The sequence below is a fragment of the Rhodoferax saidenbachensis genome (assembly GCF_031457975.1).
In the GTDB taxonomy this organism is placed as follows: Bacteria; Pseudomonadota; Gammaproteobacteria; order Burkholderiales; family Burkholderiaceae_C; genus Allorhodoferax; species Allorhodoferax saidenbachensis_A.
In genome coordinates this window covers 22,827-44,352 of the sequence record NZ_JAVDXO010000005.1, presented here as the reverse complement: position 1 = coordinate 44,352, position 21,526 = coordinate 22,827, and the positions used below count along the sequence as shown (strand labels likewise).

General features: G+C 62.4%; 15 protein-coding genes. 12 read left to right on the top strand and 3 right to left on the bottom strand.

Going from position 1 to position 21,526, the window contains the following annotated elements; genetic code table 11:
- From cuyB to J2X15_RS11960, 9 genes are all read left to right on the top strand, one after another.
- Entirely contained in the window at positions 1-717 is a 717-nt protein-coding gene (cuyB, locus tag J2X15_RS12000; protein WP_310343119.1) for a cysteate racemase, read from the top strand.
- Positions 705-2,192 (top strand): dicarboxylate/amino acid:cation symporter, encoded by a 1,488-nt coding sequence (locus J2X15_RS11995; RefSeq protein WP_310343117.1) that lies wholly within the window; start codon positions 705-707, stop codon positions 2,190-2,192. The genes cuyB and J2X15_RS11995 overlap by 13 nt, the downstream gene beginning before the upstream one ends.
- Complete coding sequence (locus tag J2X15_RS11990; protein ID WP_310343116.1) at positions 2,189-2,695, top strand: hypothetical protein; 507 nt, start codon at positions 2,189-2,191, stop codon at positions 2,693-2,695. Before J2X15_RS11995 ends, J2X15_RS11990 begins: the two co-directional genes overlap by 4 nt.
- Positions 2,696-2,762: 67 nt before the next feature.
- On the top strand, positions 2,763-4,091 hold the full coding sequence (gene tssK, locus J2X15_RS11985) for a type VI secretion system baseplate subunit TssK (protein ID WP_310343114.1): 1,329 nt from the start codon (positions 2,763-2,765) through the stop codon (positions 4,089-4,091).
- Between the two features lie 24 nt (positions 4,092-4,115).
- A complete protein-coding gene (locus J2X15_RS11980; RefSeq protein WP_310343112.1) occupies positions 4,116-4,874 on the top strand; it encodes a DotU family type IV/VI secretion system protein in 759 nt (252 codons plus the stop codon).
- The gene (locus tag J2X15_RS11975) at positions 4,871-8,935 is read left to right on the top strand and encodes a type VI secretion system protein (RefSeq protein ID WP_310343111.1); all 4,065 of its coding nucleotides are present in this window, start codon (positions 4,871-4,873) and stop codon (positions 8,933-8,935) included. Before J2X15_RS11980 ends, J2X15_RS11975 begins: the two co-directional genes overlap by 4 nt.
- A gap of 10 nt (positions 8,936-8,945) precedes the next feature.
- Positions 8,946-10,115, top strand: coding sequence for a type VI secretion system protein TssA (gene tssA / locus J2X15_RS11970; protein WP_310343109.1), 1,170 nt, complete (start codon positions 8,946-8,948; stop codon positions 10,113-10,115).
- Positions 10,116-10,131: 16 nt separating this feature from the next.
- The gene (locus J2X15_RS11965; RefSeq protein WP_310343107.1) at positions 10,132-10,539 is read left to right on the top strand and encodes a hypothetical protein; all 408 of its coding nucleotides are present in this window, start codon (positions 10,132-10,134) and stop codon (positions 10,537-10,539) included.
- A 12-nt stretch (positions 10,540-10,551) separates the two neighbouring features.
- Positions 10,552-14,235, top strand: coding sequence for a coiled-coil domain-containing protein (locus J2X15_RS11960; RefSeq protein WP_310343105.1), 3,684 nt, complete (start codon positions 10,552-10,554; stop codon positions 14,233-14,235).
- Positions 14,236-14,247: 12 nt separating this feature from the next.
- Here the strand turns inward: J2X15_RS11960 and J2X15_RS11955 are convergent, their stop codons facing one another.
- From J2X15_RS11955 to dacB, 3 genes are read right to left on the bottom strand one after another with little or no spacing between them, the layout of a single operon-like run.
- Complete coding sequence (locus J2X15_RS11955) at positions 14,248-15,579, bottom strand: DUF3422 family protein (protein ID WP_310343103.1); 1,332 nt, start codon at positions 15,577-15,579, stop codon at positions 14,248-14,250.
- 20 nt (positions 15,580-15,599) lie between these two features.
- Positions 15,600-17,744: a SulP family inorganic anion transporter gene (locus tag J2X15_RS11950; RefSeq protein WP_310343101.1), complete on the bottom strand. Its 2,145-nt coding sequence runs from the start codon at positions 17,742-17,744 to the stop codon at positions 15,600-15,602.
- 2 nt (positions 17,745-17,746) lie between these two features.
- A complete protein-coding gene (gene dacB, locus J2X15_RS11945; protein ID WP_310343098.1) occupies positions 17,747-19,213 on the bottom strand; it encodes a D-alanyl-D-alanine carboxypeptidase/D-alanyl-D-alanine endopeptidase in 1,467 nt (488 codons plus the stop codon).
- 165 nt (positions 19,214-19,378) lie between these two features.
- Here dacB and tsaB point away from each other — a divergent pair, with 165 nt between their 5' ends.
- From tsaB to J2X15_RS11930, 3 genes are read left to right on the top strand one after another with little or no spacing between them, the layout of a single operon-like run.
- Positions 19,379-20,107, top strand: a complete 729-nt coding sequence (tsaB, locus tag J2X15_RS11940) for a tRNA (adenosine(37)-N6)-threonylcarbamoyltransferase complex dimerization subunit type 1 TsaB (RefSeq protein ID WP_310343097.1) — start codon at positions 19,379-19,381, stop codon at positions 20,105-20,107.
- A 14-nt stretch (positions 20,108-20,121) separates the two neighbouring features.
- Positions 20,122-20,589 (top strand): ribosomal protein S18-alanine N-acetyltransferase, encoded by a 468-nt coding sequence (rimI, locus tag J2X15_RS11935; protein WP_310343096.1) that lies wholly within the window; start codon positions 20,122-20,124, stop codon positions 20,587-20,589.
- Positions 20,590-20,611: 22 nt separating this feature from the next.
- Positions 20,612-21,451, top strand: a complete 840-nt coding sequence (locus J2X15_RS11930) for a uracil-DNA glycosylase family protein (protein WP_310343095.1) — start codon at positions 20,612-20,614, stop codon at positions 21,449-21,451.
- Positions 21,452-21,526: the final 75 nt, after the last annotated feature.

Below are 21,526 nucleotides of genomic sequence, written 5' to 3'. Positions count from 1 at the left end.
ATGTCACGAATTGGTGTGTTTGGCGGAATGGGCCCTTTGGCCACAGTCGATTTCATGGAGAAATTGGTTCGACTGACGCCTGCCACGCGTGACCAAGACCACATTCCTTTGTTGGTTGCCAGTTTGCCCCACACACATGACCGTTCCAGTGCCATCTTGGGCCGTGGCCGTGACCCGCTTCCACAGTTGCTGCAAGGCATCGACCTGCTCAACCATGCGGGTGTTGGTGTTATCGCTATCCCTTGCAATTCTTCGCACCATTGGTTTGCGCAGTTGCGCGAACGGAGTCAGGCACCCTTGCTGCATATTGCCGAGGCCAGCGTGGCGGCTGTGCCCCGATCACATGCGACACGCGTTGCAATCTTCGCGACGCGGGGAGCGTTGCTGTCTGGCTTTTATCAACGCTCTCTTCAGGAGCAGGGTCTCGACTATTTCTTACCGGATCCAGATGGAGCGCAAAACGAGGTTGACGTGTGTATCCGGGAGGTCAAGGCGGGTCGCTTCAATGTGGCAGGCTCCTCGCTGGAGCGAGCCTGTGTTGCTGCCGCCGCCGCAGGTGCTACGGCCCTGATCATGGGTTGTACCGAGATTCCCATTGCAAGCCGACACGCGGACACGGCCGGATTAACGCTGATTGACAGCTCATTGGAGTTGGCGCGTGCCAGCGTCGGATATGCCCTTGAGCGTGGGTGGAACAGGCCGGGATGGGACTCCTGAAAACGCTGGCCTCCAATCCCCTGATGCTGCTGCTTTGCCTGCTGGCGGGTGCGGCAGTAGGGAGTGCGGCACCGGAGGTAGCCGAGCTCGCGTTTGTGTTGGGACAGGTCTACCTGGCCTTGATCAATATGGTGGCTATCCCTCTTATGGTGGTGGCTACTTTCTTTGGTCTGCGCCAGACGCTGGCATTGCCGCAACCTGCGCGCAGAAGTTTCATGATTGTGGTGCTGGCAGTGGGCTTGGTGTTTGCATCGGCGCTGCTCGGAACGATTTTTGGCTATGTGACCGATCCAGGAAGCAGCCTGAGTGTGGCAAACCGCGCGTATCTGGGATCTGTTGTGCTCAGTTCGGCCGCAGGCAACACCGAACTCTCCCTTTTTGATATAGATACCCAGAACACGGCCTCTGCTGTCCATGCCTGGGGTACTTTTTTGCCGGACAATTTTTTCAAAGCACTGGCGCTGGGCCAGCCGCTTGGAATTCTGATCTGTGCCATTTTGTTCGGATTGGCCTTTGCGTCCATGGGCAAGACCCGGAGCAACGTGTTGATGGGGATTTTTGAGGCCATCTACCGCACCTTCGAAACGATTATTTCCCGGGTGAACCTGCTTATCCCGGTTCTGGTGTTTGGCTTGGCAGCGCACTTTGCGGCCAGTGCGGATGGCCAGGTTTTGCGATCCATGAGCTCCTTCATCGCAACGTTTGTCGGACTGTCGTTGCTACTTGCCACATTCGCCACAGTGCTGGTATGGCGAAACTCAGCAGCGCCTTTGTTGACGGTGCTGTCTTGCCTGAAAACACCCGCCTTGATCAGCTTGACGTCAGCCAGCTCTACGGCTGGCGTGCCGGACACCATTCGTGCCATGAGTGCCAAGCTCGGATATAGCCGGGGCATCGTTGAGCTGGTGGTGCCCGCGGCCTCTATTTTTGTACGTGCCGGCTCTGCCGTGTATTTCGCACTGCTGGCGGTCTTCGTCGCCAATATTTATGGACACGCGTTGGATGGCACCGGGTTGATGCTGATTTGTCTGGGGGCCACGATGTCGGCTTTTGCATCGGCCGGGACCAGCAGTTTTGCGGTGGTTGCTTCGGGGAGCGTGGTGCTGTCGCTGCTGAACTTGCCTGTAGAGGCAGCGCTGGCACTTTTCCTGGCAATTGACCTGATTTGTGAGGCACCACGCAATCTGCTCTCCACGCTGTGCTGTTGCGTATTGATTGTCTTGGTGTGCCAAGGGCTTCCTTCTGAGCGTACCGATGCAAAGCAAGGCGACGATGTGGAGGTAGCTGCCCCGGTTCAGTTCTCGTTCACCCGGACGAGTGCGTCGCTGGCAGTCATTTGCTGCATAGTCCTGGCCAGCTTGATTGTGGTGGTTGGGATTGGCGTTGGACAAAGGGCCGGCAGTCCGGGCGTTGGACGGCCCAGTGCTGCTCTTTCTGGGGAATTGCTAGTGGATAATCCTTTGAATACAAAATGATTACCTATCTGAAGCACATCCTCCTGGCTTTTGCATTGCTCCAACTCACAGGCTGCGGAGTGTTGGATTACATCATTCCCAAAGGCATGATGGATTTCGCGTCGCCAAAAGGGACGAAGCTGGGGTGGGACAGCGTCACTATTTCGGCTGCCAATGACGCCAACCTCAATAGTCCTGTGGCGCTGGACATCGTCGTGCTCAAGGACGATGCCTCTTTGAATATGTTGGCTACTCTGCCCGCTGCGAAATGGTTCGCTACGCGGGGTGAGATGGAAAAGACGTTCCCTCTGGTGATCAATTACAAAAGCTTCGAGGTCGCACCCGGCCAGACATTGCGTATCGCCGCGTCCGAATTCGGATCTGCGCGAGTGGCTGGCGTCATGATGTACGCCGACTATTTGACACCTGGTGAGCACCGGATCCGGGTAGACCAGCTACAGGGTACTGTGTTGGTTCAGCTGGGCGCCCGCGATTTCACAGTTACCGCGCAGTCGCCCAAATGAACCCCGGAGCAGCCATGTTGAATGACATAAAAAACCTTTCCCATGGACCAGCAACAGGAGGCGGGCGATGAATAACCCAGGTTCACCGCGCGCGCGGATTCAGTGGCACGAGGGCATGTTGCTCTCGCCGCAGCACTTTCAACAAGAGTCTGGTCGTGTGGATGCCTTACTGGCGTGGCAAATGCAAGTCGCAGTGCCTTTTGCCTGGGGTGTACGGCGACTCAAAATAGACACTGCCTTATTGGCTGCCGGTATTTTGAGAGTGGTCCAGCTGGAAGCGGTGATGCCAGATGGCACGGCCGTTGTGCATTCTGCACAAGACGTACAGCATGGCGTTTTGGAGTTGGATTTGGGTCCTTATGCGACGGCCATGTCGAATGCGGCGATAGATATCTACCTTGCCCTGCCCGTTTCGCCCAGTATGCGATCCAATGGTTCGCCTTCACGCTTTCGTTCCGTAGCGACAGTGGCAGTTGAGGATGAGGTTTCTGAGGCGTTGCCAGCAGATGTGCCGCGGCTGCTTCCCAATTTGTCGCTTCTCGCGGGTGCTACGCCATCGGGTCTCTACACCAGCTTCAGGTTGGCCACTGTGTTCAAGGACAATGAGGTCATCAAATTGGGCCCGGCATTGCCGCCCCTGCTGGAGGTTCCCAAAGAGGGGGAGTTTTGGGAGCGTCTCTCCACGTTTGTGGCGCAATTGCGCGGCAAGGCCGCCTTTGTGGCCAAGCAGACTGCGGTGCCTTCCTCGCGCACGGAAGACCGTTTGGCCTACCTGGAGCAGCGTGAGCGTCTGCGCAACCTGATGACAGGTTTGCCCCTGGTCGAGGCTGTGATGCGGACACCTGCCTTGCATCCCTACCAATTATTTCTGTCTCTTTGCAGTCTTTTAGGGCCCTTGAGTCTCTTGCGTCCCGGCGGTCTCCCGCCGGTACCACCGGAATACGACCATGCGGATCCGCTGGCGACGCTGACCCCGGTTTTGGCAGCCCTGCAGGGGGCGTTGGACGAAATCAGCCAAGACTACCGCGAGTTCAAGTTTGAATTCCGCCATGCCGCATTTGAAATCGTGTTGCAGAGCGAGTGGATGGCGCCTCAACTCATCGTGGGTCTGCGGGGGCAGCCAGAGCGTGAATTGATTGCCTGGATGGAGGGGGCCATTGTCGGGTCACAGTCCACGTACGGCTCCTTGCGCGAGCGCCGGGTCTTGGGGGCTGAGCGGCTGTTCATCGAATCGTCCAAGGAGCTGGGTGTACGTGCCAGTGCAGGTTACACCTTGTTCTCTATCAAACTCGATGAGACATTGATTTTGGCCGCAGAGTCATTGGTGATTAGCAACTCTGCCGAAAGTGCTATGGCGCAGCGTCCTCAAGAGATGGTGCTGTTCGTCAAAGGCTGAGGCTAAAACAGGAGCAATTTGCGCATGGCCCGTCAGATCCGAGAAAAACACGAAGACGACCATTTGATCGCGCAATTTCGCGCGTTCTTTGCCGAGGTTTCCAAAGCGCAGACCCGTGCGATGGAGATGCGCGAGATCAATCCCGATGCCGCCGCCGCGGCGGTGAGTAAGGATCTGGAGCAGTTGATCGAACTTCAGACCCTGGAGTCCAAACGCGAAGGCAGTCGCTCGGAACTGCAAAGCATTGCCGATGCGCGCTACCTTAAAGCGGCCCTGGCGGACGAGATTTTGCTCAACACCGAATGGGTTGGGCGCGATCGCTGGACCGACCATTTGTTAGAGGCCTCGCTGTTCCGGACGAGTTTTGCGGGTGACCGTATCTTTGAAAAGATCGAGGAGTTGCTGTCCAATCGCGAGCCGTCGCTGAGGCCTATCGCGGCACTCTACCTGTTCGCTCTGGCCCTGGGGTTTCAGGGCAAGTTCCGCGGTGCGGTAGCGACCGAGCGTTTCGCGGGTTACCGTGCCGAACTGTTCCAGTTTGTATACCAACGCCAAGCCGATTTGTCGGGCCGCGACCGCGTGTTGTCCGAGCGTGCCTATGCCAGCACCTTGTCGCATCTCTCCCCGCGCAAGATGCCAACACTGAGCCGTTGGTCGGTCATCTTCCTGGTCGGTGTGCTTGGGCTTTTGGCAGTGTCTGAAATGCTGTGGCTCTGGCAATCGTGGCCAGTGCGTGATGTGCTGCAAAGTGGCACGGGCACAAGCCAGGAAGGTGCCAAATGAGCATCTTGCGGGACAACCTGTTCCTCGCCTCTCTGGCCCTGCTGACCCTGATCGTCTTGGCCGTTCTGGGCCTGGTTCTTTACTTTGCAATGCGCAGTGCCTCTGCCAAGCCTGGCAGCGATCCCAAGCTGGCCAAACTGCGCTTTGACTCTTTGCGCAACTCGTTTCGCCAAGCGGTCGAGTTGATCGAAGGAAATATCGCCGCACGCTCGGAGCGTTACGCAATCCCCTGGGTATTGGTGTTGAACGAAGGATTGGAGCAACGCGGGCTGCCGATTGAGCAATCTGGCGTGCCCAGTGCGCTGAGTTCGGAAGCCGCCTCGGCGGCCACCTCACAAGGCATTTCTTGGCATTTCTTCGACAAAGGTGTTGTTGTGGAAATGCAGGGGGCCTATCTGGGCTCTCCAGACGACGAAAATGCGGCCGAAAAACCCTGGGACGAATTTCTCAGCCTGTGCCACAAATACCGCCCCCAGCGCCCATTTGATTCGGTCGTGATCACGGTGCCCGCCGCCATGCTGATGGATACGAGCCCAGACGCCGCGCTGGAATTGGGCAAGATGGCACGGCTGGCCCATCGCAGGTTGTGGCTTGCACAAAACCGTTTCGCCATGCGCTTCGCCGTATACGTTGCGATTTCAGGGTGCGAAAAGATTGAGGGCTTTGCAAGCTTTGCACGGACCTTGCCTGAACCCATGCGTGCTGGCATGTTGGGCTGGTCCTCGCCGTATGACCTGTCGACCACTTACCAAGACACCTGGGTGGGCGAAGCACTCGACGGTGTGGTACGCACCATTTCCGATACGTCTGCGGAGCTGTTCGCTAGCAAGCAAACCCTGGCCGACACCCGCGGTTTCTTCTTGCTACCCAGCCGTATCGAGGCTTTGCGCGACCAGTTGCAGGTCTACACCGATGAGCTCATGCGCCCGAGTGCCTACCATGAGCCCTTCTTCTTTCGGGGCATCTACTTCACTGGAGATAGCAGCCAATCTGCGCAAACGGCCGAGACGCAGTTTGCAGAGGCGGATGCGGAGCCCGTGCTGGAGTCCCTGGACACTGCGGATCTGGTGTCCCAGCTCATGCAAGAGCCTGCATTCTTGCGGGATCTGTTCGAAAAGAAAATATTCATGGAGTATGGGCTGGCGCGTCCCTCGCGCCAACCGCTGGCTCGGCCCATGCTTACCCGTGTTGGCCAGTTCACCGCCATTGTGGTGCTGGGCGGGTGGAGCGTAGGGTTGGTTGTCGCCACCTTGCACCTGGACCGCCGCAGTCACCACCTCAGTGCAACCCTTCAGCAGATCGAAGCGGACGCAAGCTACCGGACCCAGAAGATGCGCAGTGGGGAGTCCATTGCCCCAGACTGGTACAAGGCGCGAACACTGACGCTCCTGAGCGTCATTGAAGAGCTGGGTTCACAGAAAATGTTCTCGGTGTTCATGCCGGGGTCTTGGCCCATCTGGGACAACCTTGACACCCGTGTGGTGGAGCGCGTGGAGCGCGAGTTTGGTGACATTGCCATTGGTACTTTGCGGCGAGAGCTCTATGCACGCGCCTCCGAGCTCACTGGGGTGCCCCAGGATGAAAGCACGGCAGAGCTCATCATTGGCGGTGAATGCGTGAATCCCGTGCCTGTGGCTGGCCCAACCCACAAGGCCGTATTGGCAGTGGAGGACACCGCTGAATTCCCGGCCATGCTGCAATACATCTCGTCCGTAGAGCGGCTGGAGCAGGCCGTGGAGGCGATGAAGCGACTGCAAAAGGGCGGTGCCAACGAAGCCAACGACCTACGCCTGCTGGTCAAATTTACGTTAGGTGCCGAGCTGCCCAGCAATCTGTCGCAAAGCCTGCGTTTGCTGCGCGGCAGTGATTCAGGTTCTAGCGGTTCCAACGGCGTCAGTGTCATGCACATGCAGCAGGCCGTACGCTGCTCTCTGGTCAAAGGCATGAACGCACTGGACCAGCGCGTGTTTGTCAACAATGACCTGCTGGTCATGGAGCGCCAGCTGGCGGCATTGAGCTACCGACTCTTGTCAACCGATTTCCGTGTCACTGGCTTCACCCAGACGGTGGCGGGTTACAAGGAAATTTTGAACATCATCCGCGAGCAGGAAAATATGCTGGCGACCGGCCGAGGTGGCTGGATGCACGAATTGAATTTCGATTTGGGCAAGGCCTATGCCGCAGCGCTGGACCGCATTGCACAGGCGACACGGCTTCTTGGTCCCGAGGCGGCAGAACAAGTTCGCCAGCGCGCAGTCAACGAGTTTCTGAAGTTTTCCAGCGAGTTCTCGGCACGCTCCAACCCGGAGCAGCAAAGCGACATTGTTTGGCAGGAAAAGGAAGCGCGCTATGGTCTCTCCGCCCAGCGGCTGGGCTTGCGTGATGCGATTGCCGGCCTGTTAGGCCAACCCTTCATGACCCAGCCTGGGGACCGGGACATTCCCGAGATTCCCGCGCAGGGCGTTCTGCTGTGGGACGTCACCAAGCTAGACCAGGCGCTGGCACTGGGGGACCTGCACAAGCGCTTCATGGCCGAAGGCCTGCTGAAGTTTCCGCCGTCCAATCGTCCGGGCGTGGTGGCATTCCTGAATGCGCAGTTTGCACGATTGATCAACGACCGCATCGTCGATGCCCTGTCGGTGAGTGGTCGCGTGGACCCTGCCAATGCGACCGATGCCAATGCGTTTGACGCGGCGCGCGCCCGACTGACCAAGGTGGAGGCTTTGCTGTCCGATCTCGGTGCCAACACCACCGCAGACACTTTGCAGCGTTTGGTGTCTGCCGATGCGAGCATCCGCTTGCGCCAGATCGACAAGAGCCTCAACCAATCCGATCTGTACGCCATTCGTGGACGTGATTTCAGCTACTGGACCGGCGATCGCGGGCCTTTGCTGCAGGCCTTCGGAGTGCCCGATACCCAAGCCCTGCAGCAGTACTTGGCACTGCAATTCAGCCGGGCCGAGACCTTGGGGCGGCAGGCCGAAATCTACCTACCGTCATTGGACAAGATATCGACCGATGGCCAATTGGCCAACCGCTGGCAAGCCATCAATCGCGAGCTGGAGCGCTACCGCAGCAAAAACCCCAACAGCAGCCTCGGTGTGTACGAGCAATTCCTGCTTACCGTCGGTGCAGAAACTGATCGCAATACATGTACCGAAAAACTGGCCGGAAAATCTCCGGGTAGCAGGCCTGCAGATTACTTTGCGGAACGCTATGTCCAGGTCTACGGTGCTCTGCTTAAGCGCTGCAACGAATTGCGCTACACCGAGCAACTGGAGCAATGGTCCGCGTTTGCGAATACATTCAACGGGCAGGTCGCTGGCCGCGCTCCGTTTGCGGTGCCAGGGGTCAAAGACACGATCGATGCGGACTACGAGGATGTCAACCAGTTGTTAAAGACCTCCGAGAAGCTGTCCCGCGTGTTGAAAGACCCTCAGACTGCGAGCCGCACGGCGCCGTATTCCCAGTCTGTGCGCAAGTTCTCGGACCAGTTCGAGCGCGTGCGCGCCTTCCTGGCACCCCTGTACCCGCCGGAAGATGGCATGGTGCCTGGCTACGACGTGATGGTGGAGTTTCGAGCCAACCAAGCGGCCGAAGTAGAAGGCAACAAGGTCATTGACTGGTCGTTGGATGTCGGGCCGCAAACAATCAAGCTGCGCGATACCCCCCGTTTGATGCGCTGGGAGCCTGGTATGCCGGTGACGCTGAACTTGCGGCTCGCCAAAGACATTCCTGGCAACGCCTTGCCGGATCCTCAACAAACGGCAATGGCCGTCGATGGCAAGGCGGTGACCTATCGCTTCACCGATACCTGGTCGCTGGTACGCATGGTGCAGCGCCAGCGCGAGGCGGACCCAAGCGGCCGTGGCGATCTGCGTACTCAGTTGCTGCGCATGGAGTTCCCGATTGGAACGGGCACGGAACCGGGCAAGGGTGCACAACCAGACACCCGCGCCAAAGTCTATCTGCGGTTGACCTTGTTCCCTGTGGGCAAACGCACACCCATGGTCTGGCCTGTTTCCTTCCCGGTCCGGGCGCCTGAATTCAATGGCCAGTGAGCGCCTGCACATGGATGACTCTGATGAGTTTCAGCCAGACGTAGAGGGCTTGCTCGTGCCTGTCGCGGGCGAATTGCCGGCTGGCCCCTCCATGCGGTATGACCCGCAGTACATGGCGATCCGGATCGCACGCGAGGAAGAGGATCCACGGTTGCCCATGCGCGAATGGGAGCGCCCCCTGAAGAAGGCCGACTGGCGTGCGGTGGCGGACAACGCCTGTGCCATTTTGCGCAGCCGGTCCAAAGATTTTCAGGTCGCTGCCTGGCTGTGTGAGGCTTGGATACAGCAACATCAGCTCAAGGGCTTCCATGCGGCCGTGAGGCTGATCACGGGGCTTGTCGACGGGTACTGGGATACGGCGCATCCCCAAATTGAAGCGGAGGATGACGAAGCCCGTATTGCACCGCTGTACTGGATGAATGAAAACCTGCCGCGGGTGCTGATGCTGCGCGTGCCTCTGATGCATCTGCCTGAGCGTATGCCCAGTGCCGTGAATGTGTTTGATTGGGACCAGGCGCTGGCGCTGGAAAACCGCAAGCCCGAAGGCAAGAAGCCCACGTCGGCCAAGAACGCCGCCGTGGTGGATAGCCCCATTCCTACGCGTTCGGAAATCGTGGCAGGGGCCAGTGGTACCCAATTGCAGTTGCTCATTGACAACCGCGGTCTTCTGCTTGCGAGCGTGGCCGCATGGGAAGCTTTCACGCAGGCACTGAATGAAAAAATGGGTATGCAGGCGCCCAGTGTCGCCAAGGTGCCGGATGTGTTGCAGCGCATGCTGCGCATGTGCGACACCCTGATTGCCGGGCGCGAGCCCCTGCCCAAAACGCCAACGGTGGTCACACCGGCCCCTGCTCCCACCGCTCCGTTTGTGCCGGTACGGGCGACGGAGTCGCTGGCAACAGTGGCTCCTGCGGCGCCATTGTCGGCATCCACACCTTTACCTGAAAGTGACAACGCCATGGGTCCCATCAACAGCCGTGAAGATGCCTATCGCATGCTCGATGCCGTGGCGGAGTATTTGCAAAAAACGGAGCCGCACAGCCCGACGCCGTATTTGGTCAAACGTGCAGTCACCTGGGGCCGCATGTCGCTGGGCGATTTGATGCAGGAGATCGTGCGCGAGGAAGGCGACATCGGACGCTATTTTTCTCTTTTGGGCATCAAAGGGCCCAAGGGTTGAGCGATAGGGTGTGACCATGCTCTCGGACGCCGAAGTCATTCAACGCATGCGCGAGTTCCTGGCGGCCCAAGCGCCATTGCAGGGGAATGGTGGCTTGGGGGCGCCGTCGCACATGCTGATCGGGTGGCCTGAGGCCCCCGAAGAAACCGCGGCACCTGTCAGCGATGCCGCACCTGTCAATCTGAACACGCTGCCCGACAAGCCGCCTGTGCCTCCTCTGTTGCCCATTCTCGAAGAGGTGCAGCTGGAGAACGCGCAGGTGCTGCCCGAGATTGACCAGACGCTGGAGCAAATCGATGTTTCCATGGGTGGCGTTGACCAGGCCGGGGTATCGCTGGAGCCCGCCCCGCTGCAGATTCCCAAGATTGAGGAAACCATGACCGAGGCAGGCGGTAACGTCAAGAAGACACTGGACGCGCTCTGACGGCACCCGGCCATGCAGCTTGTTACCAAGGCGACCGACGCCATCACCGAAGGCGCCAACCAGGTAGTGGCTGCGGTTCTCAAAGCAAAGGCCACTGTCGAAGAGGAGGTAGTCGGTGGCATTGAAGAGGCCACCAACACCGTGAATCTGGTGGTGGAAAAGGTCACGGGTATCGCCCAGGCCATCCAGGGCTTGCAAGACACCCTGAACCCCCAAGCCCTGTCCGGTCCCCTGCTCACCGCCTTGCAGTCACTGCCCCCACACGCGCAAGACATGGCGGACCAGTTGAAAGGCATGGGCGAACGCCTGCTCGCTGTCGGAGAAAACCTGGCGGGCGTCACCACCGATGTGCAGGACATCGTGGCGATGGCCCAGGGTCTGCCGCAGCGCGTGGCCGACATCCGTCCCGACGTCACAGCGGTACCGCCGCGTGTGCAGTCGGTGATTGCGGAGGGCTCGGGCCTGATGGACAAAGCCCGTGCGCTGGGGCCACGCATGAAAGCCTTTGCCGACCAGCTTGCTCCACTGCAGCAACGCGCACAGCAACTGCGCAGCACCCGCCCTGCCGATCTGGTGGCCACTCAAGCCCAGATCGCGTTGGAGGTACAGAAGTTGGTTGGCAGTGTGCAGACGGAGATTGACAACACCGATGCCGAGCTTGCCAGCACGGCCACCGATATCCGTACCGAGGTGGATGCGACCGAGCAACTGGTGGCTGACATGGTGCAGGACGTGCGAGGCAAGGTGGACGCGCTGATCGACGAGGTCAGCGGGGCGCTGGACCCCATCGTCGAGAGGGTGGACACTGCCGTGAGCGACATTGAGGCTGAACTCCAGCTGCTGCGTGGCATGGGCGACACCCTCAAGGATAAGGTGAATGAACTTATCGAGGGGGTATTGCACCCTGTGCGCGAAGTGGAGTCTGCCATTGATACCGTGGTCGAGCAGATCGACACGGTGGCGCAAACGGTAGATGCGATTCTGGACGCCGTCGAGTCCGCGTTGCAGCGCCTGGAGCGCATCGTCGAGAAGCTCAAACGCAGCCTGGATGAGGTGGTAGACGCCGTGGACTACGCCATCCGCGGCCTGCAGAATGCGCTGCAGGACGTGGTGGTCGAAATCGACAAGCTGGAGGTGCTGCTGAACCACTTGCCCGAAGAATTTGACATCGTGGAGCAGCAGATCGACCTCTCCAAAGTGTCCATTGCCCAGGTGCAGGACACCATACGCCAGTTCATGGTGGTGGCAGACCGCAGTCTGGCGCAGGCGGCACGCGAAATGGAACAGGCCAATGGCCTGTGCGACCAGGCCATCGAGGTGTGCACCAAGTACATCAGCCGCTCCATGGCCATGGTGGCGGCGCGCGCGCTGTTCATGGGCGTCAAGGGCATGATCCCCGGCATCAAGGCGACTATCGCCACGGCGCGCACCACGGTCAAGACGGCGGGGGACACCTCCATTGGGTTGATGGACGAGGCCATTGTGCAGGTGGAGGGCCTGCGGCCGGTGTTGGCGCAGGTGGTGGAGCTGGTGCGCCAAAGCATCGCGCAGGTCATCCTTGTGCTCGACCAGGTCAAGGCCGCAGTGCAGGAAGCCAGTGCCCAGATGGATGCGGTCTCCGAGCAAATGCATACCGTGGTGGAGCAGGTCGAACTGCAGCCCGATCCCCTGTTGGCGCAAGTGCGTCAGGCACGTGACGACTTTTTGGCGGCGGCGCAGCCGCTGGAGAAGATTCAGCTGCTGCACGACAAGGTGGTGGAGATCAAGGCGACTGCCGTGGTGCCTGTGCACGACAAAATCGATGCGATGCGCACGCAGTTGTTGGAGGCGGTCTCCAAGGTGCAGGCGCAGATGCAGCCGCCCATGGACCTGGTCAAGCAGCAGATGCGTGTGGTCCATCAGCAGATCGACGTGCTCAGGGTCAAGGTGCAGGAACCACCTGCCAAGTTAATGGACATGGCGGAGGATCTGCGCCAGCAGTTCCATGTGCAGTTGCAGAAGGCGTTAGGCGTCATGGACGGGTTGTTTGCGCAGGCCCGCAATGTGGTGCGCCAAGCCAAGGTGGCGGTCGACCGCGCTGCAGGACTCAGCGGTGATGCGGTGCGCATGTCGGCGCAGCTGGAAACCCAGTGGGCGCAAGCGCAGAGCACGGTGGACCGGCTCACCGAGCAGGGCCAGGCGGCCCTGGACGCCGCCAAAGGCCAGGTGGACGGGGTGCAGGCGCGCATCGACGACGCCAAGACCCAAGCCACCGCCGCAATGGATTCGGTCAGCGGCAAGCTCAAGGAGGCCGGAGAGGCGGTGTCGGGAGCGCAAGAAGGTATGAAGACCGCCGGCGGCAGTGCGAAAGAAGCGGCAGACTCTGCCACGTCCGAGGCAGACTCTCTGCAGTCGTCAGGCCAGCCGGTGCAAGACGCGCTGCAACAGGCCAAAGACGACGCTGCCTCTGCGGGCGACAAGGTCAACGCTGCCACAGAGGGGCCCTGTTCACAGATGAACCAGGCCCTGGAGACTGTCAAGACCATGAAGGATGACACCCTGGCTGCGCTGCAGCCGGCGGCCGATGCGGCCGAGTCGGTGCAGGCCAAGATGCAGGAGAGCCTGGCATCAGTGGCAGCGCCGGTGGATGCGTTGAAGGACAAGGTCAAGGAAGCATCCGCGCAAATGACCGAGAAAACGCAAGCAGCGCAGGCACAAGTACAGAAGCTGCGCGACCAGGGGCAGGCGCTGATTGACGATGCCAAAAAGAAGGTCGAGAGCGCCAAGCAGGAGGCCCAGGTCGCACGGGCCGATGCGGTGAAGGCCGAGACCACGATGGATGCGGCGGTAGTGGCACAGGGCGGGCAGTCGCAGGCTGCCAAAGCGGCAGCGGCAGGAGCAGCGCCCGCGGCCGCTGCTGCAGCTCCGCCCGCGGGCGCTGCTCCTGCCGCAGCCGCAGCGGGAAGTTCTGGGGCGGCAACCAGTGCGTCGGCTGCGGGTGGTGCCACTGCCGCAGCACCTGCCGCTGGTGCCGGGGCCCCCGCGGGCGCCGGTGCTGCGCCCCAAGAGGCGGCCAAGACGGCTGCGCCAGCGGCGGCGCCTGCCGCCACACCCGCTACTGCTGCGCCTCCAGTGTCCGCCGCACCACCGGCTGCCACAGGTCAAGCACCCCAAGCCGCCGCCGCGCAGGCGCCAGAAAGTGCTGCAACGGCAACCGGCGCTGCGAGCGCTCCCGCCAGCACTGCACCAGCGCCTGCCGCAGCTGCGACCTCGCCGCCCGCTGCTGCCACCACCACCACCGGGGCGCCTGTAGGTGCAACAGCCTCGGCTGGTGCTGCCCCGCAAGCCGCAGCGGAACCCGCGGTGCCGGGCATGGCCACGCCCGAGGTGCCATCCCTGCCCGAAATCCCTGCAATGCCAGAGATTCCGCCGCTGGACATGCCCACCATGCCCGCTGTGGATGGGCTGACCTTGCCAAAAGACATCGCATTGCCGGAGGTGACGCTTCCCGATCTGGCAGCAAACATGGCGGTACCCGATTTGTCCGCGCTCAAGGTGCCGGAGTCGCCTATTGCGGGTTTGAACTTGCCACAGGGCCTGACCTTGCCAGAGGGCTTTGCTCTGCCTCCGGGTACGACCATGCCCGAGTTCAGCGATGTTGCCAGTGCGCAGCAGTGGCTGGATGCCTTTGCGAAAACTGCGCCTCCTCCGGGCTAGGGCCGACGGGTTCTAGTCAGTGTCCAGCGCCTGGTTCACGCGCCGTACCATCCACCAGACACCGCCTAGCGCCAACGGAATCAGTGCCCCTACCCAGAGTTGGGGATCAAACGCCAGCCCGCCACTCTTGAGGGCCTGGGCCGCCTGCCAGAGCAAACTGACGATGCAATAGGTGGCGGCCGCAATGGTCAGCCCCGCCACCGTCCGCTGCAGGCGCCGCACCAACAGCTGGGTGCTGTGCAGTGTGGCGATGGCATGCCGGTTCTGCGCCTCTCCGATGGCCTGAATGCGCGTTTGCAACAGGGCCGTGGCGTGGCTGATACGCACCGACAGATCCACCATGCGCTTTTCGACAGCCGTGATGGTGGCGATGGCAGGGGCCAGTCGGCGGTCCAGCAGCTCACTGAGTGTGCGGGTTTCTGGTGCCGCTTTTTCACGCAGCTCGCTCAGGCGCTGCGTGACAATGGCTGCGTAGGCCCGGCTGGCATCGAACAACGCGCGGTGCTCCGCAATGCTGCGCTCCAGACGTGCCGCCAGCGGCGTGATCTGGTCCAGCAACTCCTGGTTATTGGCCAAAATTCCGCGTAACTGCCCACTGAGGCCCGCCAGTTCGGTTTCCATTTCGGTGATCTGCGGCATGAGCTGTTGCGCCGCGGGTAAGCCGCGCAGTGCCATGATCCGGTAGGTTTCGATGTCCAGCAAGCGCTGCGCGATGCGGCCCGCTCGCGGCTCGCTCATGCCCGGTGTGGCCACTACCAGCAGGCGCTCAAACCCATCGGGCTGCAGCACCAGGTCGGTGACGACGCAGGAGTGGGGCGGGGCACCCATCAGGGCCGCCACGGCAGCGCCTTCGGCAAACCAGTGACCATAGGCCGTGGCCCGTGTGACTGCATGCGGGGGCTCGCCCCACAGCATGACCAAGTGCATGGCGGCCAGCGTGGTGCCTGGAATGTTCTCCAGCCAGGCATCGTCAGGAAACAGCTGCGACACATACTGCTGCGGCACGTCGTTGATCAGCGTGGCCGGTGGCAAGGCGCGCATCAATGTGTAGCGCGTGAACTCAGTATGGCGTTCCCAGCGCAGCGTGCAGGGGCCCACCTGCACCCGCAGCTGCTGCGTCTGCAGCATGGAAACATCTAGGTCCTTTTGGCCCGGCAACAAGGCCAGGTGGGCACATTCGGCCTGCAGGTCCACGTCTGTATTGCGCACCACCACACACAGCAAGTGCACCGGCAGGCCCATGCGGGGCGGGGGGCGCAGCAGAACCTCGTTGTGCAGCACAGCGCGCAGCGCATCGTCTTCGGGTAGATGCCGTTTGCCGGGTGCAGCGGTGTGAGAGTTCATGGTGGGCTTGGGGGCTTGCCTTAGGGTGCAACGCTGCGCAGCCGCAGGGACAGTTCCCTGGCGATATTGCGCGTGATTTTCAGGGCCGCAGCCGGATGCTGTTCCATCAGTGTAGCAATGGCGCTGCGGTCCAGCAGCCATGCGCTCACTGCGGTGTCGGCCCGCGCACTGGCGGAGCGCGCTTGGCCATCGATCAGTCCCATTTCCCCCACGAACTGGCCCGGCCCCAGCGTTGCGAGCCGCGCAGCGTCCTGCCGGGCATCCCACAGGATGCTGACCTGGCCCGCAGTGAGAAGCCAGATGCCGTTGGCCTGCGCACCCCGGTCAAACAAAGTAGCGCCTTGCGTCACGTTGCACATCTCGCCCAGAGCCACAACGGCCTGCACCTCCTCCTGCGTCAGGTCTTGCAGGAGTTGGTTGTGGGCGATGGGATGTGTCTGGGCACCGTGGAAGACGCCGGCATCCGCCAACAGACGGTTTTCGCAGTCTTCCAGGCTGCGGTCCAAGTCGGGGTGGTAGGCCACGCCGGGCAGTTGGCCCACGCCCGCACGCAAGGCCTGCGATGGAGAACTACCCAAGCCACTGAGCAACACGGTGCGCCCGTCTGCTTGCAAGGCGAGCACCAGGTTGCGCACGGCATTCACCCCGCTGGGATCTACGTCGTACACCTGGCTCAGGTCCAGAGCCACCAGGGTGGCCTGGGCATCGAGCTCGCTGGCGAGCTGCCGCAGGCGTACGCTGTTGCCAAAAAATAGATGCCCGGTCAGTTGCAGCACGCCCACAGTACGCGCCTGCTGACCCAGCAGGCGCAGTTCCTCAGGGCCGCGGACGCGCCGCGAACGGCGGCTGTCCAGATAGGTCCACTGGGCCGTGAGATGGCTGGATACCCGCTTGAGCACGGCCAGGCTGGACAGGGCAATGCCCACGATGCAGGCCCAGATCAGGTCACCAAAGAAACCAATCAACGAGATCACCAGGGTGATTTGAAATCCGAGGTCCCAGACCGGTGCCGTGCGGCGACGCAGCAGTTGTGCCAGTTGCGCGCGGAATATGGGATCGACCAAGGGGCCGCATTGCAGCAACAACAGACCCGCACCGATGCCCACAGGCAGCGCGATCAGCCAGGGCGCGGCCAGCAGCAGTGCCGTCAGCACTGCCGCGTACGCCACCAGCACGGCAAAAGTACCGCGTCCCCCCGCGTTGCGATGCGTGACGCTGACCAAGGCGCTGGTCGTGCAAGGCACCCCACCGGCCAGCGCGCCGACCATATTGGCGCCACCCAATGCCATCAATTCACGGTTGCCATCGGTGCGCAGGTTGAAGCGGTTTTCCATAAGGGCAGCCGCCGTGAAGCTCTCCAGAATCATGATGAGCGCCAGCGTGATGGTGCCCGGCACTGCGATTCGCAGCATGCGGGGCAGTTCTCCCAGCGCCATATCCGATGCGTGCAGCACGGGCACCCACTGGCCGGGTGCAATCGACAATAGGGACAACGCGGGCGCGGATTCGGCCGCCTGCAGTCTCGTCATCGCAAGGCCCGTCAACACGGATGTCACCACGGCGGGGATCGCCCGTGTCCATGCGGTGTTGCGCTGCAGCCATTGCCACAGCGCGTAGGCTCCCAGCATGGCCAGCGCCGTCAACCCGGCGCCGGATGGTGCCCCCCAGAGCCGCTGCAGCGCCAACCAGGCCAGCAGCAAGGCCGTGCCATTGCCAATGCCCGCGGAGACCGGCGACGGGATCATCTTGAACAGGGTGCCCAGCCGAAAGACGCCGGCGAGCAGCACCAGCGTGCTGGCCGAGAAATACAGGATGGCACCGGTGGCGAGGCCTGCGCGCAATTGCTCGGGTGTCAGTCCCTGGGACAGGTCTGGCGCGTGGGTGCCTGCAGACGCCACGCAGAGCAGGTAGACCAGGGTGGCGTAGGTGGTCTGCGATGCCGCACGTGGTGCAGACAGCAGGGCGATGTGCCCCCCCAGCGCAAAGCGAGCCAAAGGAACCACACCGACAGCCACGAGCGTGGCCCAGTAGCCTGCGCCCAAGGCAGCACTGCCCAACAGCCCGACCAAAATGAGGATGGGGGCGATGAAGCTGGATAGGCCCTGCAAGGCGGTCTCCAGGCCGCCGCGCAGGTCCCGACTCCAGGATGAGGTGGTGGTCAGCATGGCTACTGGTCGTTCGCCACAAAATTCACCAGCGCATCCATGGCCGGCCGCGCCTCACCAGCGTTGGCATGGTTGATAAAGGCCACCACCACGTAGCGTTTGCCGCTGGTGGCCAGCACATAGCCTGCGCGCGCCACCACATTGCTCAGGCTGCCAGTCTTCAGGTGGGCGCTGACGCCGCCTTTTACCTTGCGCAAGGTGCCATCCACGCCCGAGATGGGCAGGGACGACATCAGCTCCGGCATCACCGGCGAGACATAGGCAGTTTGCAGCAGGCGGGCCAGGGCCTGGGCGCTGATGCGTTCCTGGCGCGACAGGCCCGAGCCGTTGTCCAGCACGGGCACGTCGTCCGCACTGATGCGCTCACGCCACCACCGCTGCACCACGGTGCGGCTGGCGGCAAAGCTGCCTTGGGGCAGCGTGGGATCGGATTGACTCTCTGCCGATGCGGCGGCGGGGGCGTTGCCCACGCGACCCAATGTCAGAAACACCTGTTGCGCCATCACGTTGTTGCTGTACTTGTTGATGTCGCGGATCACTTCGGCCAGCGGCGCCGAGTTGCTCACAAACGCAGGCTTGCCGGCCGCAAGGGCTGGCGGAACCAAGCCAAAGCGCACCGCGCCCATGACCTTACCGCCCATGCTTTCCCACAGGCCTTGCACGGCACGCGGGCTGTAGCTCTTAGCGTCCGCGTAGGCCACGGGCCAGACCTTTTCGCCGCAACTGGCCGGGTAGCTGCCCAGAAAGCGGATGCGGGCGGGGTCGGCAAAGTCGGCCTTCAAAGTGCCGCGGTAGTCACCGCACTCGCCCGCGCTCAGCGGTACGGTGGCCGCCAGGGCCACACCGGCCAGCGGTGGGTCGTACTGCACCTGTGCCACATTGCCGGCGCGATCGGGGGTGAAGGTCATCACCACCGATTTGAAGTTGATCAGCAGCGCATCGGGCGCTGCGTTGTAGGGGCGCAGCGGTTCACCATCGAATTTGGCGGGGTCGGTCTCAGGCACCTCCAGCGCGCTGCGGTCCAGCACGATGTCACCGGCAATGGTCTTGATGCCCAGGCCCTGCACGCGGCGCAGCAGCAACCACAGCCGCTCCAGCACCAGCTTGGGGTCACCCTGGCCTTTGATGTAGAGGTTGCCGTTCAGGATGCCGTTTTGTACCGCGCCATCGGTGTACACCGGGGTGGCCCAGGTGTAGGCCGGGCCCAGCAGGTCCAAGGCGGCGTAGGTGGTCACCAGCTTCATGACCGAGGCGGGGTTCATGGGCGTGTTGGCGCGGTAGGTCAGCCGCGCCGGGGCGCTGGGGTTTTGCGCGTCCACGACCATAAAGGCCACCGCCTCACGCGGCACCTTGGCGCGGGCGAGGGCGGCGTCTACCTCGGGTGGCAGGGGCTGGGCCAGGGTGGGTAGTACGGCGGCCAGCAGGCTAAGGGTCAGGAAGGCGGGGCGGAGGCGATGGGGCAGGGGCATGCGGGCATTATCCGGGTAGCCCCGATAATCAGGGCATGCCTGTATTCACCCCAGTTCACACCCGCATTGGCGGTGATGCTCGCCTAGCCGGGTGCAAATTGCTCCTGAAAAAGGAGCTGCTAGCGCAATATCTACGGGGGCTAGAGGCCTATTTTGCTTAAAACCATGAACTTGCTGGCCATCGATACCGGTACCGAACACCTGTCCATTGCGGTCAATCGTGGCTCCGCGTTGTGGCAGCACACGGGTGTGGGTGGTGCGCGCGCGTCCACCGACCTGATTGCCGGTGTGCTGGACCTGCTGGCCCAGGCTGGCCTGACCCTGCAGGCGCTGGACGCCATCGCCTTTGGCGCAGGCCCGGGCTCGTTCACCGGGCTGCGCACGGCCTGTTCGGTGGTGCAGGGTCTGGCCTTTGGCGCCAAACTGCCGGTGTTGCCCGTGGATTCGCTGATGGCTGTGGCCGAGGACGCGCGCATGGCTGCAGTGCCCGATACGTCGGCCCTGCAGGTGCTGGCCTTGCTGGACGCCCGCATGGACGAGATGTATGCCGCCCACTATGCCTATGCCAACGGCCAGTGGCGTGTACTGCAGCCACAGCAACTGCTGCGGCCCGAGCATCTGGCGTTGCCCGCGCAGGACGCGGCACTGGGCCCCTTGCTGCTGGCAGGCAATGTGTTTGGTGTGTACACCGACCGCCTGCCCGCGGCCGCACTGCAGGCCGCCACGGTGGTGAATGCCCTACCCACTTCTACGGCCATGCTGCGTCTGGCGCCCGCGCTGCTGGCCGCCGGCCAGGCTGTGGACGCGGCCCATGCCATGCCTAGCTATATCCGCGACAAGGTGGCCAAAACCACCTCCGAGCGTATGGCCGAAAAAGCCGCTGCGGCTGTTTGAGTTTCCCGCACGCCATGTCATCCCTCCCGCGCGCACCCGAAGCCCTCTTTGAGCCCCTGCTGGCGGATCGCCTGGACGAAGTGCTGCGCGTGGAAAACCGCGCCTATGCCCACCCCTGGAACCGTACCAACTTTCTGGACGCACTGCACAGCGGCTACCAGGCCCAGATGCTCATGGCCGATGGCTATGTGCTGGGCTACTTCGTGGCCATGAAGGGGGTGGACGAGGTGCACCTGCTCAACATCACCGTCGCCCCTGAGTTCCAGGGCCAGGGCTGGGCCCGCGTGATGCTGGACGGTCTGGCGGTCTGGGCCCGCGGCCAGGGGGCGCAGTGGCTGTGGCTGGAAGCCCGGGTGAGCAACCTGCGCGCCCTGCACGTGTACGAGCGCTATGGCTACCGCCGTGTGGGCCAGCGCAAAGCCTATTACCCGGCAGACGGTGGCCAGCGTGAAGACGCAGTGGTCATGAGTCTGCCCCTGTGAATCTGACGAGAACCTCCACCCCATGGCCCTGAACCTTGACGACCGCCAACGCGCTATGCTGCTGGAGATGGGCGTGCGCGTCTGGCTGCCCGGCACGGCCTTCGAGACCGAGCCGCCCAGTGTGGTGGCCCTAACAACCCCTGTCGCACCCACGCCAGCACCGGCCGTTCGCGCCGTCCCGGTACGCAGCGAAGTGCCCGTGCCCGTGGCGGCACCCGTGCGCGCCGTGCCTACGGTGCAACCGCTGGCCGCAGGCGATGGCCTGGCCATGGACTTGGCTGGCTTGGGTTGGGAGGCCCTGGCCGATACCGCCGCCAACTGCCAGGCCTGTGGCCTGTGCGCGGGCCGCAAAAATGCGACCCTGCAGCCCACCACAGGCCAGCGCGACTGGATGGTGGTGGGCGACCCGCCCGAGGAAGACGAAGACCGTGCGGCCCAGGCTTTTGTGGACAACCCCGGTGCGCTGTTGGACAACATGCTGAAGGCCGTGGGTGCCAGCCGCGCGGGCGAGGGTGCACAAGGTGCCTACGCCACCAATGTGGTGAAGTGCCGCCCGCCACACGGGCAGATCCCGCAAGTCGCCGACCTGGCCCAGTGCGCCCATTACCTGCAGCGCGAAATAGCGCTGCTGCAGCCCAAAGTCATCCTGGCCATGGGCCGCTTTGCCACCCAGACCCTGTTGGCCGAACACGGCGCGCTGGCCACCCAGCCGCTGGGCAAGCTACGCGGCACGGTGTACCAATACCAGGGCATCCCCGTCATCGTGACCTACCACCCCAAAGTGCTGCTACGCGCCAGCGCCGACAAGGCCAAGGCCTGGGCCGACCTGTGCCTGGCCATGGACGTACGGGATGGCCGGTAGGGCCCCCACGCTCCGCCGCTGTGCGGGTCGCTGCCCCCCGAGGGGGCTCATTTGCTTTGGGGCGGCCCGGCGGCA

Bases quoted from the DNA above. Each gene is read 5' to 3' on its own strand.
- rimI (WP_310343096.1), top strand. From the start codon at position 20,122: ATGTCATCCCTCCCGCGCGCACCCGAAGCCCTCTTTGAGCCCCTGCTG.
- J2X15_RS11960 (WP_310343105.1), top strand. From the start codon at position 10,552: ATGCAGCTTGTTACCAAGGCGACCGACGCCATCACCGAAGGCGCCAAC.
- J2X15_RS11980 (WP_310343112.1), top strand. From the start codon at position 4,116: ATGGCCCGTCAGATCCGAGAAAAACACGAAGACGACCATTTGATCGCG.
- dacB (WP_310343098.1), bottom strand. From the start codon at position 19,213: ATGCCCCTGCCCCATCGCCTCCGCCCCGCCTTCCTGACCCTTAGCCTG.
- J2X15_RS11950 (WP_310343101.1), bottom strand. From the start codon at position 17,744: ATGCTGACCACCACCTCATCCTGGAGTCGGGACCTGCGCGGCGGCCTG.
- tssK (WP_310343114.1), top strand. From the start codon at position 2,763: ATGAATAACCCAGGTTCACCGCGCGCGCGGATTCAGTGGCACGAGGGC.
- J2X15_RS11930 (WP_310343095.1), top strand. From the start codon at position 20,612: ATGGCCCTGAACCTTGACGACCGCCAACGCGCTATGCTGCTGGAGATG.
- J2X15_RS11955 (WP_310343103.1), bottom strand. From the start codon at position 15,579: ATGAACTCTCACACCGCTGCACCCGGCAAACGGCATCTACCCGAAGAC.
- tssA (WP_310343109.1), top strand. From the start codon at position 8,946: ATGGATGACTCTGATGAGTTTCAGCCAGACGTAGAGGGCTTGCTCGTG.
- J2X15_RS11975 (WP_310343111.1), top strand. From the start codon at position 4,871: ATGAGCATCTTGCGGGACAACCTGTTCCTCGCCTCTCTGGCCCTGCTG.
- J2X15_RS11990 (WP_310343116.1), top strand. From the start codon at position 2,189: ATGATTACCTATCTGAAGCACATCCTCCTGGCTTTTGCATTGCTCCAA.
- tsaB (WP_310343097.1), top strand. From the start codon at position 19,379: ATGAACTTGCTGGCCATCGATACCGGTACCGAACACCTGTCCATTGCG.
- J2X15_RS11995 (WP_310343117.1), top strand. From the start codon at position 705: ATGGGACTCCTGAAAACGCTGGCCTCCAATCCCCTGATGCTGCTGCTT.
- cuyB (WP_310343119.1), top strand. From the start codon at position 1: ATGTCACGAATTGGTGTGTTTGGCGGAATGGGCCCTTTGGCCACAGTC.
- J2X15_RS11965 (WP_310343107.1), top strand. From the start codon at position 10,132: ATGCTCTCGGACGCCGAAGTCATTCAACGCATGCGCGAGTTCCTGGCG.